This window comes from Planifilum fulgidum, from assembly GCF_900113175.1.
GTDB classification, from domain to species: domain Bacteria; phylum Bacillota; class Bacilli; order Thermoactinomycetales; family DSM-44946; genus Planifilum; species Planifilum fulgidum.
The window spans coordinates 1-16,162 of record NZ_FOOK01000038.1 but is presented as its reverse complement, the minus strand read 5'-3'; the positions used below and the strand labels follow the sequence as shown (position 1 = coordinate 16,162).

Genomic DNA, 16,162 nt, shown 5'->3' with positions numbered 1-16,162 from the left:
GCCCCTTCCTTTTTGCATCCTAGCTTCATGAACGGGGAATTGCCTTGCCCGCACCGCATTTTTTCAATCCATGATCTCGTCAGGGCCTCAAGGGCTTTCATCATCCATTCGTGGTTCTGCGAAACCATGTGCCTTGCGCCGGGGACCACCTCCAGTTTCGCATGGGAAACATCTCCTTTTCAGCCGGAAAGCCTGTTCCTTTGTTCCGGAGGGATCGTTCTCTTCCCACCGGGATGACCAGCGGACTTTGAATTTCTTTGTACCGCTTCCTTCGCCTCCTCGGCGGCAGGCGCAAAGGCCGGCACATCTTCCCGATTTGCCATGAATGGATCCGGTGTGAGCCTCAGGGGCGAAGGTGTGCCTCAAGGTGAGCTTCGCCAGGGCCGCTCCCAAGGGACTTCGGAGCATCGCATGCAGAAGCAGATCTCCGATCACCGGGATGGCGACCCGCTTGGAGATCCAATCCCCCTTTTCCGCCGGATCACCTTCTTTGTACACGGCGCCGGCACAGCTCCGGAAACTGAGTCGAGGGCATACACCCATCGCTCCGCTCCAAGAATGACCACCGGTTTTCGGACGCCAACCGCCGGAGAGCGCCGCCTATCAGGCGGGACTGAACCCGGGGTGTCATCCTTTCGCTTTTCGGCCGTTCACTGTAGCCATGCCCCGGACGATCAAAGGCAATGGACCGGTGTTCCTTCTTCGGTCAGATCGACCGCAGTCCGAAAATCGTTTCCTCAGAATCCCTCCGCGAAGGAAGAGGACGGGTTTCTCGTTTGGCTAGGGACCGAAGATTCGGCGGAAACCGCTTTTCCTTTTCCTGAAGCGGAAAAGCGGCGGAAATGCCGCCGCTTCGGTCGCGTCAGGTGTAGGATTCGATCCACGATTTCAGGCGATCCTTCGGCTGATAGCCGACCATCGTGCCCAGCTCCAGGCCTCCCCGGAACAGTTTCAGGGTGGGGATCGTCATGACCCCGTGCCGGCTTGCGGTGTGGGGATTCTCATCCACATTCAACTTGGCGATGGTGACGCCGTCGCCCATCTCCTCCGCCAACTCCTCCAGCACGGGGGCAAGCATCCGGCAGGGCCCGCACCAGGGAGCCCAGAAATCGACCAGCACCGGTTTTGGCTGCCGGATCGTCTGATCAAAATCCTGATCGGTCACGTTTACCACGGCCATGATCAAACCCCCTTTCCAACATACCCCTATAGGTATATTAGCGGAACGGTTGACAAAAAGCAAGCATGCCCGGTGTTAGCCAAAAAAACGACAGAAACCGGGCGCCGGGAAAAAAGGCGGCCCCTTCACGCATGATCGGTTGTCCGCCCCAAGCTGTATTTTGCGATCTCGAGGGTCAATAGACGGAGCACCGACTTTGTTTGCCGAAGGATTGGCCCGATCCGATATCAGTGAAAATATGTCCACCCTGCCCCGGTTGACCGAGATGGCCCCGAAAAAGGGGATCAAAATGGCGGCATGTTTCATGTCCATGTTTTGGGCATCCCAAGCCGAGAAATAGATCGATGGAATCGACTTCGGCGGCGCGGCGAGGTACATGGACGAAGCCTGCGAATCTAGAATCAACTTGTTCTCATCCGATGCGCAAAAGACCTGTACAATGCGCTGGTTTTACGGCAAGACGAGGAAGGGTCGGCTACGGGAGATGCCCGCCCTCGACCGGATGCCTCAGGCGGGGGAAGGACAAATCCTCGGAGGGAAACCTCTTGCGGGAATGGTCGCCTGGTTGCCCGCATCCCATACAGCCGTCAGCGAAACGATCGCCACATGGCAGTGCCCAATAACAAACGTGGATTCCGGTAGAGATCGCATGGGGGATTTCGCCCCCTTGGGGGAAGATAGCCATCGAAATGCGCGTCAAAAGCCGTGGCAAATCAAATGTCAAAGCATTGCCCGCAGACTTTTTCAACGCCACCAGGTTGGAACCCAGATGCTGATGTCGGTTCCCAAGATGATCGGCCAGCATCCCCATCTGTAATGAGGCGTTCCCCGATGCGCCAACACCGCCCATCCCCAAGGGGGCATGGATTGGCCCGCGATAAAGAGAAATGCCCGGTCCGCCATGAATCAGGCGCCGGGCAACGTTTCTCTCATCTTTAATATGGCTACTCCTCCTTCGGCTCCTTTTCCACCTGCCGCATCCATTCCCCGATCCGCTTCTCCTCGAAGGACCAGGCCCACTTTCCCCCCCGCTCCATGATCCAGATCCGATCCTTGTGCCGGATTCCGACATAGGTGCGTTCCTTCCCCTTCCATTTGACGGTGAGGGACAACACCGGCTCCTTTTTCGCCAAAGACTTTCCTTCCACCGCCAGTTCTTCGGTCTGGAGGTAGGTGAGATGATCCAGCCAGCCCGCGATCCGCTCCGGATCAAAGCGGTTTTTCCCCGCCGTCAGCTTCCACTGATCCCCCTTTTTTTCGGCCGACAGTTTCTCCCCTTTCCATTCGGCCCGGACTGCCGTCACCTTTTCAGAATCCAGGGGAACGGGCCGTTTTTCCATCAGATCGAGGGCGCGCTTGCGCAATCCCTCCGCCTGCATCGCATCCAGCTTCAGCACGGGGGCCTGGTCCCCGGTGGTCACATAGTTGCCTCCCTCCACCGGGATTTGGCTCCCCACATCCAGGCGAAGCGTTTTCCCGTCCTTCAGGACAGCGGTCAAACTCAGCTCCGGGTCCTTCAGGCCGAAGGGGGCCACATCGTCCGGACGCTCTTTCTCCACCGGTTCCGCGTTTTTCAGATCGACAAAGGACGAAACCCAGGCATCGACCGCCTCCCGGTCCACGGGAAGGGGACGGGGCCGGACAAATTCCCAGCCATCCCCGGTCTTCTTGAGCTCAAGGGAGACTTTCCCCTTCTCCCGCAGGACAAGTTGGCTCACGTCCTGAGCGCGGACGCCGGGAAACAACGGCTCCTCCTGATCCTTTTCCGCATCGGGTCCGCCCGGTCCGGAATAAATCAGCCACAACCCCGCCAACACGAGGACGGCAATTCCCGTGGGAAGCCAGCGCTTCATGCCCTTCTCCTCCTCCACCAGATCACTCCCCCGGTGACCAGGAAGATGACCGGCAAAAGCACGACGGTTCCCAGGAATATCGTGAGGGCTTCACCGGCCGGCACATATGTCTGGCGCAGGGGGCGCTCCACGGGTCGGATGGTCACCTTGGCCTCATCCCCCTGCAGCCATCCGACGGCGTTCAGGATGAAATCGCGGTTTCCCTGCAGGGAGAAGGCATTGCCCGCAAACATGGCCGAGCTTCCGATCACCACCGCCCGGGGCGCTGAGGCGTCCTCCTCCTTCCCCTCGCCCTCCTTCGCCGTCACCGCGTAGGCAAGAGTCAGCGGACCCGCCCGGTCCTCTTCTCCCCTTTCCACCTTGGCGTCCTTCGCCGCCCAGGACGTTTCGCCGAAGGCCTCCCGGGACGTCTCCAGCAGCTTCTCCAGGTTCTCCTCCGACCCCTTGACCGGCATCAGGCTGGTCGCCCGGGGAAGCACCGTCACCATGTCTCTCTCCATCAGCTCCGAAGTGATGTCGTGACCCGCATACTGGGGCACCGGCGTCAGGGGATCGCCGAAATAGGCCCGCTCCGGATCGACGACCAGATCGCCGGCGGCCCGGATCCCCAGCTCCTTCAGGAGAGAGGACAGGTTTTTCCATTTCGTCATCCCCTTTTCGGGTGAGAGGGCGACCAGCACCTTCCCGCCGCCGTCCAGGTACTGGTTGATCATTTTGGTCTCCTGGTCCGTCAGATCAGAGGTGGGCCCGGCGATCACCAGAACGTCCGCATCCTTCGGGACACGGGTTTCCCGAATCAGGTTCAGCTCCTTCACCTGGTTGCCCTCTCCGGTCAGATAGGAGCGCAGGGCGGCCGCCTCCGATCCGGATACTTCCCCATGCCCCTGCAACAAGTAGATGACGGGCTTTCGGGAGGCGGTCAGGTTGCGGATGGCCTGGGTGAACTGCTCTTCTCCCCGGAAGCCGTAGGAGGCCTGTGTCGCCCCCGGCACCACCAGATCCCAGGGGGAAACGACCTCCTCCTTTTCTCCCTTGACAAAGACGACGGTATTGTACTCCTGCACCTGGTATTTCTCGGCCAGGGAGGGCTCCTTGACGGGATCGACCAGCCGCACGTCCAACTTGTCCGTCTCCTTCTGGTAGGCTCTCAGGAGTTGTTCCACCTGCCTGCCGGTATCGCTTCCGTCCGTGAAGGCATAAACCCGAACCGTCTCCTTCAGCCCCTTCAGGGTCTCCTTCGTCTGGTCCGACAGGCGGTTGACTCCCGTCTGCGTCCAATCCCATCGCCAGGGAGCCTTTCCGGAAATGAGAACGATCAGGACAAAAATGCCGATCAGGGCGGCGATGAATATTCCCGAATTGACCACCTTCCATCCCTTGTTCATTCAACCACCTCCGCTCCAGACACGGTCTCATCCCCCCGTCTATCGCCAGCGGCGCTTTTCCAGGGACTGGACGGCCAATCCCAAAAACAGCAGGATCAGTGCGAGATAATAGAGAACATGGGAAACATCGACGATTCCCTTTTCAAAATCCTCCAGGTGGTGAAGCATGGAAAAGGAAGTGAGCACCTCCCGGGACACCCCGTAGAAGGCGTCGCCGGCCGCTTCCAGAATCCAGAGCCCCAGCAGCAGAGCGAAGGCGACGATTCCGGAAACCATTTGATGTGCGCTCAGGCTGGAGGCGAACAGGCCGACGGCCATCATCGACGACGCGAGCAGAAACAGGCCCAAATATGCGGCGGCCAAAAGTCCCCAATCCAGATCCCCGTACCGGGAGAGAATCCACGGATAGATCAGGCTGATGGCGAGAATCAACAGCACCACGGTCACGGCAGCCAGATATTTTCCGATCACGATGTGAAACACCGTCAAGGGGGAAGTGAACAACAACTCGTCCGTCCCGTGCCGCAGTTCCTCGGATACCAGGCGCATCGAAAGCAGCGGCGTGATGAACAGGAAAAGAAAGGAGGCCGACTGATACACGTACTCCTCCCGCACCACCTGCGTTCCGAGGAAGGCAGTGGAAAACAGGTAGCCCATCACGACAAAGAAGAAGGCAAAGGCGACATAGGAGGTGGGCGTCACCAAATACTGTCCCATTTCCTTTTTGTAGAGGGCCAGAACCTTGCGCATCACGCATCCCCCCGCTCGGTGGTCGTCAGCTTGCGGAAGACCTCTTCCAGGGAGAGATTTTGACTCCGCATCTCCAATATGGGCCACCGGGCCTCGGCCATGGCGAAAAAGAGCGCTTCGCGAATGTCCGCGTCCCCTTTCGCCTTCACCCGAAACTCGACGGTTCCGTCGGCCTCTCCCGCCGTTTCCACCCGGTCCACCCGATCGATCGCCCGGATTCGGGCCTCCACCTGATCCCGGGGCCCCTTGACCTTCACCGCCAGAGTGACGCCTTCATTCATCCGGCGCGACAGGTTTTCCGGCGTGTCGTCCTCGATGAGGCGCCCCTGATGGATGATCAGGACACGGTTGCAGATCATCTCCACTTCCGGAAGGATGTGAGTGCTCAGCAGGACCGTGTGTTTCTCGCCGAGTTCCCGGATCAATCCCCGGATCTCGCGGATCTGGTTGGGATCCAATCCCGAAGTGGGCTCGTCCAGGACCAAAAGATCCGGCTCATGAAGAATCGCCTGGGCCAATCCCACCCGCTGCCTGTATCCCTTGGACAGGCCGCGGATCAGTTGGTTGGCCTTTTCCTGAATCCCCACCCGTTCCATCGTTTCACCGATCCGGCGCTTTTGCTCCCGTACGGGAATTTCGCGGAGGTCGGCGATCAATTGGAGATAACCGAGCACCGTCATGTCCGGGTAGAGGGGCGGCGTTTCCGGGAGATACCCGATCTTTCGCTTGGCCTTTCCCGAATGTTCGGACATGGAAATGCCGTCGACGCGCACTTCCCCTTCGGTCGGCATCAGATACCCGGTGATCATGCGCATCGTCGTCGTCTTGCCGGCGCCATTGGGGCCGAGAAAACCCACGATCTCGCCCCGGGCCATGGAAAAATGGATATTCTCCACTCCACGCCGGTTGGCGTACCTTTTGGATACGTGATCCACATCCAGCAACTGGATCCCCCCACATCAGAAAAATCAAAAACCGGGTTTCATCAGGAAATCCGGTTGACTCATCCAAAAAATATTGTAATGATGCAGCAGTCCAGGGACAAGGGAGGAAGGAGGCTTCCCCGTCTCCAACGGGACGGGAAAATTTTTAAGAACCTCGTGCAACCTTTTCCTGGGAAAGCCCGTCCTTCAAATAAACCGCCTGCATCAACCGGGGGGAATTCCAAACCGCTCCCGCCACAGGCGGAGCAATTTCTCGCGATAGGCGGGACCGAGAAAACGGTCCGCTCCGTTTAAAATGGCCCGGCGGTACGACGGGCTGGGGGCGATCTCCCCGGGCGCCTTGCGGACGACGCTGTATGTCATCGCCCGGATCCGCTCACCCTTCCATACCACGTCCACCTCCATCCGGCGATATCGGCCGAGAAAAACCCCCTCCCGCCGATCCAGGGCAGCCAGCGCCGAGGGATGCAGTTTGTACAAAACGCCCTCCACCTGGTCCCGCGGCGAAGGGATCACGTCGGCCACACCCCCCTGCCATTTGTCGCTCCACAGGGTGAAGGCCAGACGGTATCCGGGCAGGATGGCCCTTCCCAGCACTTCATAATTTTTCTCTCCGACGGTAGAACGAAAGCTCTCCTCATCCATGCAGGAGCCGTAAGCAAAGTAACGCACGTCTTTTTCCATCCTTTTCCCTTTTGATAAGTTTAATGCATATTAGAAAAACCTTCCGTTTTTCTTCAACATAAAAATATAGTATGATGAATTTGGGAAAGATCCCTATTAAGATCCTTTAATGGGGTTGATTATGGAAAATACTCCCAAAGGAGTGGGAATCATGATGAATACCTTGGATTTGGCGCAGACAGGCGAATTGATTCGAAAAATTCGCAAGGAACGCGGTCTGCGGCTTGAAGATCTGGCCGACGAAAACATTTCCCCGGCCACCATCAGCAACATCGAACGGGGGATTCCCCACGTCCACGTGGACAAAATCCGCTACCTGCTGAACAAATTGGATCTGGACCCGGAGCGGCTTCCCGAATTGATCACCGATAAACAGGAAGAGATGGAGACGATGAAGCTCCGGCTGGTCTCCATCGAATCGATGATCGATTGCGGCAACGTGGACCAGGCCATCGACGAACTGAAATCGTTTTCCGTCCCGGATGACCACCCCTTCGCCGCCTTCATCAGTCTGCTCAAGGGGAAAAGCCAGGTGAAAAAGCGCAAATGGCGGAGGGCGGAACGGGAACTGCTGAACGCCATCCGCATCGCCAACCAAAACCCCCAGGTCAAAAGCAGCAACATCGCCGCAGGCAGCTACAACGAGCTGAGCATCATCAGTTACTTCAACAACAACGTGGAAAAAGCCCTCGAACTGGTGGAAAAAGGGCTTGAGACCTTCGTGGAGGACGGGGAACGCCGCTATTTCAAATCGGTCCTTCTGGGAAACAAAGCCCTCTACCTGGAGCACCTGGACCGGGTGCCGGAAGCGCTCCGGGTTGTCGAGGACCTTTGGGATACCATTCCCGAAATTCCCAGCATTGAAACGGTGCTCAATCTGTACGAGCTCCGGTCCGTCCTGCTGCGGCGCTCCGGGATGTATGAGGATGCCATCAAATACGCGGAGGAAGGCATCGAAATCGGCCGGATCAACAGACAGACCAGCCGTCTGTTCCACCTGTGGACGGCCTTGGGCAGCGTCTATCTCAATATGAAAAAGTGGAACAAGGCGGAAATCGCCCTGAAAACCGCCCTCTCCGTCAGTGAAAACATGCTCTACCCCAACGGCCTCACGACCGTCTACACCAAGCTCGGGATTTTGTACATGAATCAGCAGAAATGGGAGGAAGCCCACAAGGCCATGAGCGAAGCCCGGAAGACGGGAGAACGCACCAACGATCTGCGGAGACTCTCCCTGGCCTATCTGGTGTCCGGGGATTGCCACCGGGCCGAGGGAGATGAAAGCAAGGCCGTTCCCTATTATCAGCAGGCGCTGCAACTGGCTCGCAAACTGCGGAACAAAAAACGGGAATACGCAGCCCTCTTCCGCCTCGCCCAATGCGCCGAACACACCAACGAGCAGGAATTTCGCCAGTACGTGGAAAAGATGTATGAAGTACAGGTGGAACTTACGCAACCAAAGGGGATGGGGTATGAAGACATCGAGTAACCCGGTGATGGCTCTCGTGCGGGCGGCCCTTGTCCCTGCGCCCAAAGCGGCAGGAGAGACAGCTTCCGTCGCAACCAACGGGGATCCCGTCCACATCTAGCGGTGCTCTGCCGCCGCGGACAAGGGTTGGGATAGAGATTTCCTTCAGCTTCCAAATCCTTGGTATAAGCCCTCCAGGGTTTTCCCTGGTCTTTTTTTGTGGTCCGCGCCTTTGCCGGCAAAGGCGAAAACGGCATAAAATATAGGAAATTCACGAAAGGAGTCTTGCCCTATGAATGCACTCGCCCCTTCCGGTGAGGAAAAGCTGCTGGCCGCTCTCTGCCACGCCAGCGCCCTTTTCTTTCCCGTCCTTCTCCCCCTGATCATTCTTCTGTTGAGCAGGGATTCCCACTTTGTGCGCAGCCATGCCAGAGAAGCCCTCGTCTTTCATCTTTTCATGATCGCCGTGATATTTGTGTGCAAACTGCTCTTCATCATCCTGATCGGATTCCTGCTTATCGTGATCGCCTTTCTCTTCTACGCCGTCACCACCGTCATCGGCGTGATTCGGGCCTTCTCCGGCTGGGAATATCATTACCCCATCACCAGCCAATGGGCAAAAAAATTGTAAGGGATCTACCGCCCCTTTCCTTCGGGAAGAGGCACATGCCGGATCGCCAGCCAAGCGAAAACCGGGGCAAAACCGACGGCCAGTACAAGCCAGCGAAGCTGCTCCGGAGAGGGAGCCCGCTCCACCCACCAGAGAAAAAGGAGGAGGCTGAGCACTCTTCCCGCACTTAGGAACAATTCCCGACAGACCACGAACTCCACCCGGAAACGGGCGGTCTTTTGGCTCTCCCCGATCACATCAAACGCCGTCGAAGTGAGGGGAACGAGGTACAGGGGGGAGAACAGGGCGGCCCCCACCCCCAGGATGAACAGTGTCCAGGTGTTCAGTTCCCAGAGGATGGGCAAGCCCGCCACCCCCGCCATCAAGGCGCCCACCAGGATGCACTCGTCCCGCCAGCCGGGCCGCATCAACCGGCCCGCCAAATAGTAAGTCACCAGGGAGACCAGGGAGGAGACCGCCAAAAAGGTGCCCAGCACCCACTCGTCCTTGGCGGCGATATAGACGAGAAGGCCGATGAGAAAAGCGAAAACGCCTTCCCGGGCCCCCTGGGCGATCATGGCCAGGCTGACCCAATGCCAACGGCTTCCCCGGCGAACCCCCAGCCTCAAAATGTCCGCGAGCCGGAATCGCCCCGCGGCGCGCCGCCGTTTCAAAAAAAAGCTGATGAGCACCGCCAACAAAAAAGTTCCCAGCGAAAGGCTGAAAATGATCCGATACCCCGTCAGTTGATCCAGTCGCTTGATGATCCAGCCCGACAACATCGGGGCGACAATCCCCGCCGCCGAGATCAGAAGGCCGTTCACGCCGTTGAAAACGTCCCGGTTGTCCCGCTCGGTGATCTCGAAATACAAAAGGTTGAACGCCAGCCAAAAAAATCCCGCCCCGATTCCCATAAAGGCGCCCAGCAGGGTCACATGCCCGGCGCTTTCGCGCCCCAATATCAACACGGACAGGTAAAAGACCGCCTGTAGGGCCACCCCCAACCGGACCACCACCACCCGATCCACCCGCTTGGCCAGCCGTCCGGCCGCCACAAACGCCGCGGCCATCGCCACGTAACTGACCAGATTAAACCATCCGATCAGCGCAAACCGGCCGTTGATCTTCCACAGATACACATTGACAAAGGTGTTGGACAAAGCGGTGGCTGCGGCGAAGAGCCCGCTGATCAGCAGGAGAAGCCACGCTTCTCTGTCCAATCGCCTCCGGCCTTCATTCAACTCCATAAACGCCTCACCACGGGTTAGCATAACCAACCGGTCTCATCTTAACAGCCCCGTTTCGTGCCAACCCCCGAAAGCCCCCCGACTTCACGGTTTCAGCCGAAGGAGAATCCCCGTGAGAAGAAATCCGGTGACCAGCCCCCCCAGATGGGCGATCAGATTGATCCGCGGATCCAGAATGCTGATGAGAACGCTGATCCCGATCATGGCAAGCAATCCCTTGCTCACTTCCGGCTCGATGGCGCGCCGGATGATGAGATAAAGATAAACCCCCATCAGACCGTAGATCGATCCCGACGCCCCGGCGCTCACCCCGCTTTGACCGGACCAGGTCATGAACCAGTAAGTCAAAAGGTTTCCGACAAAGCCCGAGAACAAATACAAAAACAAAAAGGAGATCCGGCCGAAGAGCCATTCCAGCTGGGGACCGAACAGATACAGGGCGAAGCTGTTGAACAGGAAGTGAAAAAGGCCGATGTGGATGAAGATCGGCACCACCAGCCGCCACCACTCCCCGGTGCTGACCAGATGCGGTTCCAAAGCCCCGAAGCGGATCAGATTCGGTATGTACTGCGTCCCGCCCAGCAAGGTCATGACCAAAAAGAAAACCGCTTGCACCGAAAAAAGGACGGTCACCACAGGAAACAGACGGGGAAATTGGCGAAAGGGGATGTGTGTGTGGCTGAACATAAGACCCCTCCTCAGTGTTCGGCCGATCCGACGCCCCGGACGATCGGCTGACCCATTTTCAAAGCTGTTCCCGGCACCCAATCGGAGGTCCAATCCACTTTTCCCGGTTCAAACAGAAGGATCACCGTCGAGCCGAATTCAAACCGCCCCATCTCCTGCCCCTTGGACAAAGCAAGCGGCGGTTCATACACCTTTTTGAGGCTTCCCCCGGCGGAACGGGTGGACACTTCCGGATCAAAATGGAGGCGGATGCTTCCCACGTTGGTCGCCCCCACTTTGACCACGGCGATCCTCCCCAGGGAGGTGCGCAGATAGGTGATCAGGCGCTCATTTCGCACGAACAGACGGGGGATGGCCCGCACCCCGAACTCGTTGACCGGGAACAGCTGCCCCGGTATGTATGACACCTGGATCACTTCTCCGCCGGCCGGAGCGTGAATCCGGTGGTAATCCCGCGGACTGAGGTAAATGGTGACAAATTTTCCGCCCTCGAACGCAGCCGCCTGTTCGATGTCTCCTCCCAGAAGCTCCTCAACGCGATAGGTGATGCCCTTAGACTGAATCAGGGTGCCTTCGTTGATCTCCCCCAGTTGGGAAATCACCCCGTCGACGGGACTGATGCCCGTGTCGGGAGAAGGATCCACGGGACGGACTTCCGGCTTCAGTTTCCTCGTGAAAAACTCCAGCAGGTTTGGATAATCCTTCCACGGCTTTTCCGCTTCCTCCAGATTGATTCGGTACCGGCGGATAAAAAGGGGAATCGCCAACCGGCTGATCGGAGTGCGGGCCCAGCGTCCCACCGCTCTGGACAGGGCATGTTTGGGAACAAGATAAAAAAGGGACAAGAGGAAACGGTCCTTCATTTTTCCTTCAAAAACCCTCCCTAGAACAAATTAGAATGGAACTCGACGAGTGAATCATATTTTCCTGGGCACAATACGTATCGGAGGTGATAAAAAAATGGCTTTCCAACCCAAAGGACCGGCCCAAACCGATGCCCAGCAGGTCCGCCAAAAAAATCGGCAGTCGGCTCAGCAGCAACAACAACAATTTCAAAATGAGTTCGCTGCCGAGACGGATGCGCAACAGGTTCGCCAGCAAAACCAACAAGCCGAAGCTCGCAAACAACAAAACCAACAATAACCGATATATCCATGAAGCCCATCCCAGTTTTCCGGGATGGGTCATTCGTTTTTCGGGGTTCCTTTGGAGACCCCGGCGGACAGGATGATCCGCATCGCTTCCTCCACGGAAAGATCCAGCACTTCGATCTCCCTGCGCTCAAACCAATGCAGGTCCCCGGCAAACTGCATGCTCTGTGGAAGATAAACCCCCACGTATTCCTTGCCGTCCGCAGTTCTGAAACAGGGTTCCTTCACCGTCAGAAAACCGATTCGCCTGGTGCCGGCCACCGGGACAAAGACCACCGTGTCGAAGGATTTTTTCTCGCCGAACAGGGAGTGGATGGTATCCTTCAGGGTCCCGTAAACGCCTTTGATGAAGGGAAGCCGGTGAATCAAGCGGTCGATTGAGTCAAACACCTTCCGGGTCAACCAGATCCGGGCCAAAAAACCGATGAGCAGAACGAGTCCCACCACGACCAACAAGCCGAGCCCGGGAAAGCGCAGGTTCTCCGGAAGCAAGGCAAGACCCCATCCGTTGACCAGCAGGTATACGTAGCGAAGCAGATAAACGGTTCCGGCCAGGGGCAATATGACCAAGAGCCCGCTGGTAAACATCAGGGTCAGTCGACGAAAAATCCCCGAAGCCTGCACCGTTTCACCTCCTTCAAAAAATTTGCCGCATCCCTGGTATTAGTTTAGCACAGAAAAGAAGGGACGAAGGCCCGATTTTTCAAGAATTGGACGGATATCGTTCCCCTTCGGACCGCTCGGAAATATTCTATGAACATATCAAAACCTTTTAAGTGGGTGAATGAATGAACCAGACCAGACATCACTGGCTGCGCGTGCATGGCCGGCGCATGGATTCCGCCCTGCGCAACGATCTGATCCGCCGGCTTCACCTGCTGCGATGGATTCCCTGTTTTCTGCACCGGACCGCTCTCGGTGTGATGGAAAACCTGACCCGCGTCCCGGTTCTCATCCAATTGGATGCCTCCCGCAAGACCGGGATCGCGGCCGCGGAACATCACGCCCTCGAATTTCCGGTCAGGCGGGTGTTTGACAACCTCGGCCTGTACTCCTGCCGGCTTTCCCTGCGACAAATCAGGGAACTGATGGAGCGTCCGGAAGTGAGCAAAATTTACCTGGATCGAAAAGTGTACGCCCTTTTGGACACGGCGGCTCCCGCAACCCGGGCGCCCCAGGTGTGGGAGGGGCAAAACCGGGGGGAAGGGGTCACCATCGCCGTGGTCGACACCGGCATCGACCCCCATCCCGATCTGACCCGACCCGACAACCGCATCGTCGCCTTTAAGGATTTCGTCGGCGGCCTCTCCGAACCCTACGACGACAACGGACATGGCACCCATGTCGCCGGATGCGCCGCCGGGAACGGATACGCTTCGGACGGAAAATACCGGGGAACGGCTCCCGGGGCCCGGCTGGTGGGCGTCAAGGTGCTGGACAAAACCGGAGCCGGGAACTTGTCCGATGTGATTGCCGGGATCAAGTGGTGCATCGACAACCGCGACCGGTACAACATCCGGATCATTTCCCTCTCCCTCGGCAGCCCGCCCAGCGGTTCCTGGCGGGATGACCCCGTCTGCCGGGTCGTCGAAGAGGCCTGGAACCACGGCATCACCGTCGTCGCCGCCGCGGGAAACAGCGGACCGGAGCCGGGAACCATATCCAGCCCCGGGAATCATCCGCGGATCATCACCGTGGGGGCCTCGGACGACAACGACACCGCAGACCCCGGAAACGACACCATCGCCTCCTTTTCCAGCCGGGGTCCGACGGCAGACGGAGTGGAGAAACCGGATCTGGTCGCACCGGGGGTGGATATCACCTCTCTCCGGGTCCCCGGTTCCTATCTGGACAAAATGAGCCCCAACAACCGCACGGGCTCCCAATACCTCACCCTGTCCGGCACCTCCATGTCCACACCGATCGTGTCGGGGATCGCGGCCCTGATTCTGTCCGCCCATCCGGAACTGACCCCGGATCAAGTCAAGCAAAGATTGCTGTCCACCGCCCGGGATCTCGGATTTTCCCCCAACGAACAGGGGAAGGGGCTTGTCGACGCCCTCCGGGCCGTGTCCGCCGAATGATCTGAAATGCCGTTATTCAGCGGCATTTTTTTATATCCGCGCGTGCATCAACATTTGGACGGACCGGAATGCATTCACCCGCCCCACTCCCGCCCCAGCCACCGGCACCGAAGAAGCGGTCAAAATCCGGCGAATCTGCTCAGGGGTAAGATCCGGCCTCAGATACAGCAGCAGGGCCACCGTGCCGACCACATGAGGGACGGCCATGGACGTCCCGCTCATTTCCCTCGTCCCACCGTTGGTCCACGACGAGGGGATCTTCTCCCCCGGAGCGGCCACATCCACATCCCGGCTGTGATTGCTGAAGGCGGCGATTTGTCCCCTTTTGTCGGTCGCGGTGACGGCGATGGTTTCCGGATACCGGGCGGGAAAATCGACTTTTCCGTAGATGCCTTTGTTTCCCGCGGCGGCCAACATCACGATCCCCTTCCGGTACGCTTTGTATATCGCCCTTCTCAGGGATTCGCTCATCTTCTCCATCCCGAAGCTCATGTTCACCACTTGCATCTTGTTCTCGATGCACCAGTTGATGGCGCTGAGCAGATCGGACAGGTTGGCGGTTCCTTTTCGATTGAATGCTTTGACCGCATAAATGTAGGCCCGGGGAGCCACGCCGATCAGTCCCGATTCCACGGCGCAACCGGCAATCGTTCCCGCCACGTGGGTTCCGTGACCGTTGTAGTCGTAGGGGGAAAGCAGCGGGGACAAGATGTTGACACCCCCGCGGTAATTTTCCTTCACCGCCGGGTGATCGTAGTCGATGCCCGTGTCGATCACCGCCACCTTCACCGCTTTTCCCCGGGTCATCGACCAGACCCTGTTGGCTTCCACCTGCCGAACCCCCCAGGGAATGCTCGGGGTGGACCGGTCGGAGATTTCTCCGGCATAGGGCTCGGTGATGGTGACGCGGAGGTCCGGTTCCCAATGCTGCACATAAGGATGCCCCTCCAAAAGGCCGATCATCTCCACATCGTGGACAAACTCGCCGATCACCATCCCCAAATGGCGCAGAACCCGGACCGGCCGACCGCCAAACCGGTAAAGGTCCCGACAGACTTCCTCGGGATCGCAGGATTCCTTGAGATGAAAAATGCGGCGGACTTTTTTCTTTCGACCGATCCAGGGTCGGGGATCATACCAGGGCATCATCATGGTGAACACTCCCCATCCTCACTTTTTGGGCTGGGTTTGCATATATTGAGACCGATTCGGCATGCCAAAGGAGGGTAGTGAACTTGCCACCCAACAAACGATCTCCACGGAGTACCGTCGGCAGCAGCGAAGATCACTCCTCAATCCCGAAAATCTCCGATCGGCTCGCAAAGCTGCACCTGTTGGCGCAGCAACTGTCAGTGACCACCAGCGAAGTGGAACGCTGGATCAAAGCCCTCAACAATTTGTCCTCAATGGTCCAGGACCGGAAAACGCTGGACGACCTCATTTCCTTCCTGTACAACTGGCAAAGGGATTCGAAGGGCGGCAAACAGGCAAGCTCCGGCAATTCGGCGAAAAATTCGCGGCATCCCCCCCTGCCGCACCGCCCGGTATCCCGGGACGGAGACAGCTTGTATGACATCATCAATGCGCCGAACTTCACCCAGATCGTGGAGAAAGTGATGGCGAAAAAGAGGCGGAAATGACCCCGCCGGCCACTCGCCGAAGAAGATAAACAATTTACGGGATACAAGTTATGTATGTCTTGGGAAAATGCACACGTTATCCACCCAATGGGCAAAAAAAAAAGGCGGAGGCCAACTTGGCCTCCGCAGAAGGCATTAAAAACCCGGCGGTTTTTGAAGTGCACCCCTTAAAGTAGACACAGGAAAACACCCCTGTGAAAATTACTTTAAGGGGTGATTTTCGTGGCAAGAAAAGGACAGAAATTCAAGACATATAGCTTTGAACTGAAAAAGAAGGCAGTGGAAATGAGGCTTCAGGGCATTCCCAAGGCAAAGATTGCTGAAGAGCTGGGGATTCAAGATGTGGGGCGATTAAAGATCTGGATGCGGAAATACCGGGAACAGGGCGATTTTGGGCTAATGGAGCACAGAGGGAGGCGGAAAGAGTACAAGGACCTGGAACGGGAAGTCAAAAGGCTGCGACTGGAGAATGATGTCCT

At 57.7% G+C, this 16,162-nt stretch carries 17 protein-coding genes; 6 read left to right on the top strand and 11 right to left on the bottom strand.

All coding sequences use genetic code 11. The features are described 5' to 3' along the window. Positions 1 to 862: 862 nt before the first annotated feature. From trxA to BM063_RS15425, 6 genes are all read right to left on the bottom strand, one after another. A complete protein-coding gene (gene trxA / locus BM063_RS15455) occupies positions 863 to 1,180 on the bottom strand; it encodes a thioredoxin (protein WP_092041100.1) in 318 nt (105 codons plus the stop codon). Between the two features lie 944 nt (positions 1,181 to 2,124). Beyond that, a complete protein-coding gene (locus BM063_RS15445) occupies positions 2,125 to 3,051 on the bottom strand; it encodes a DUF4340 domain-containing protein (RefSeq protein WP_143085399.1) in 927 nt (308 codons plus the stop codon). Continuing rightward, entirely contained in the window at positions 3,030 to 4,418 is a 1,389-nt protein-coding gene (locus BM063_RS15440; protein ID WP_092041093.1) for a GldG family protein, read from the bottom strand. Before BM063_RS15440 ends, BM063_RS15445 begins: the two co-directional genes overlap by 22 nt. A gap of 39 nt (positions 4,419 to 4,457) precedes the next feature. After that, positions 4,458 to 5,168 carry an ABC transporter permease gene (locus tag BM063_RS15435; protein ID WP_092041089.1) on the bottom strand — a complete coding sequence of 237 codons (711 nt, stop codon included), beginning with the start codon at positions 5,166 to 5,168 and terminating at the stop codon, positions 4,458 to 4,460. Then, on the bottom strand, positions 5,168 to 6,112 hold the full coding sequence (locus tag BM063_RS15430) for an ABC transporter ATP-binding protein (RefSeq protein WP_092041086.1): 945 nt from the start codon (positions 6,110 to 6,112) through the stop codon (positions 5,168 to 5,170). The genes BM063_RS15435 and BM063_RS15430 overlap by 1 nt, the downstream gene beginning before the upstream one ends. A gap of 204 nt (positions 6,113 to 6,316) precedes the next feature. Next, a complete protein-coding gene (locus BM063_RS15425) occupies positions 6,317 to 6,784 on the bottom strand; it encodes a gamma-glutamylcyclotransferase family protein (protein ID WP_177199212.1) in 468 nt (155 codons plus the stop codon). Between the two features lie 163 nt (positions 6,785 to 6,947). Between BM063_RS15425 and BM063_RS15420 the strand changes: the two genes are divergently transcribed. Next, entirely contained in the window at positions 6,948 to 8,285 is a 1,338-nt protein-coding gene (locus tag BM063_RS15420; protein ID WP_177199211.1) for a helix-turn-helix domain-containing protein, read from the top strand. A 271-nt stretch (positions 8,286 to 8,556) separates the two neighbouring features. Continuing rightward, positions 8,557 to 8,895: a DUF4870 domain-containing protein gene (locus BM063_RS15415; RefSeq protein WP_092041078.1), complete on the top strand. Its 339-nt coding sequence runs from the start codon at positions 8,557 to 8,559 to the stop codon at positions 8,893 to 8,895. Between the two features lie 5 nt (positions 8,896 to 8,900). Here the strand turns inward: BM063_RS15415 and BM063_RS15410 are convergent, their stop codons facing one another. From BM063_RS15410 to asd, 3 genes are all read right to left on the bottom strand, one after another. Further along, positions 8,901 to 10,121, bottom strand: coding sequence for an MFS transporter (locus tag BM063_RS15410; protein ID WP_177199210.1), 1,221 nt, complete (start codon positions 10,119 to 10,121; stop codon positions 8,901 to 8,903). 84 nt (positions 10,122 to 10,205) lie between these two features. Next, positions 10,206 to 10,808, bottom strand: a complete 603-nt coding sequence (locus BM063_RS15405; protein ID WP_092041073.1) for a rhomboid family intramembrane serine protease — start codon at positions 10,806 to 10,808, stop codon at positions 10,206 to 10,208. Positions 10,809 to 10,819: 11 nt separating this feature from the next. Then, on the bottom strand, positions 10,820 to 11,671 hold the full coding sequence (gene asd, locus BM063_RS15400) for an archaetidylserine decarboxylase (protein WP_092041070.1): 852 nt from the start codon (positions 11,669 to 11,671) through the stop codon (positions 10,820 to 10,822). Positions 11,672 to 11,768: 97 nt separating this feature from the next. On the opposite strand from asd, the gene BM063_RS15395 reads away from it, so the two are divergent. Then, positions 11,769 to 11,951: a gamma-type small acid-soluble spore protein gene (locus tag BM063_RS15395; RefSeq protein WP_092041067.1), complete on the top strand. Its 183-nt coding sequence runs from the start codon at positions 11,769 to 11,771 to the stop codon at positions 11,949 to 11,951. A 41-nt stretch (positions 11,952 to 11,992) separates the two neighbouring features. Here the strand turns inward: BM063_RS15395 and BM063_RS15390 are convergent, their stop codons facing one another. Continuing rightward, on the bottom strand, positions 11,993 to 12,583 hold the full coding sequence (locus tag BM063_RS15390; RefSeq protein WP_092041064.1) for a DUF502 domain-containing protein: 591 nt from the start codon (positions 12,581 to 12,583) through the stop codon (positions 11,993 to 11,995). Between the two features lie 164 nt (positions 12,584 to 12,747). On the opposite strand from BM063_RS15390, the gene BM063_RS15385 reads away from it, so the two are divergent. Next, entirely contained in the window at positions 12,748 to 14,043 is a 1,296-nt protein-coding gene (locus tag BM063_RS15385) for a S8 family peptidase (RefSeq protein WP_092041060.1), read from the top strand. A 30-nt stretch (positions 14,044 to 14,073) separates the two neighbouring features. Here BM063_RS15385 and BM063_RS15380 read toward each other — a convergent pair whose 3' ends face one another. After that, the gene (locus BM063_RS15380) at positions 14,074 to 15,195 is read right to left on the bottom strand and encodes a S8 family peptidase (protein WP_143085398.1); all 1,122 of its coding nucleotides are present in this window, start codon (positions 15,193 to 15,195) and stop codon (positions 14,074 to 14,076) included. Between the two features lie 83 nt (positions 15,196 to 15,278). Between BM063_RS15380 and BM063_RS15375 the strand changes: the two genes are divergently transcribed. Further along, positions 15,279 to 15,683 (top strand): hypothetical protein, encoded by a 405-nt coding sequence (locus BM063_RS15375; RefSeq protein ID WP_143085397.1) that lies wholly within the window; start codon positions 15,279 to 15,281, stop codon positions 15,681 to 15,683. Positions 15,684 to 15,905: 222 nt separating this feature from the next. Beyond that, positions 15,906 to 16,162: transposase (locus BM063_RS15370; RefSeq protein ID WP_143085396.1), on the top strand; the 257-nt coding region annotated here is incomplete at its 3' end.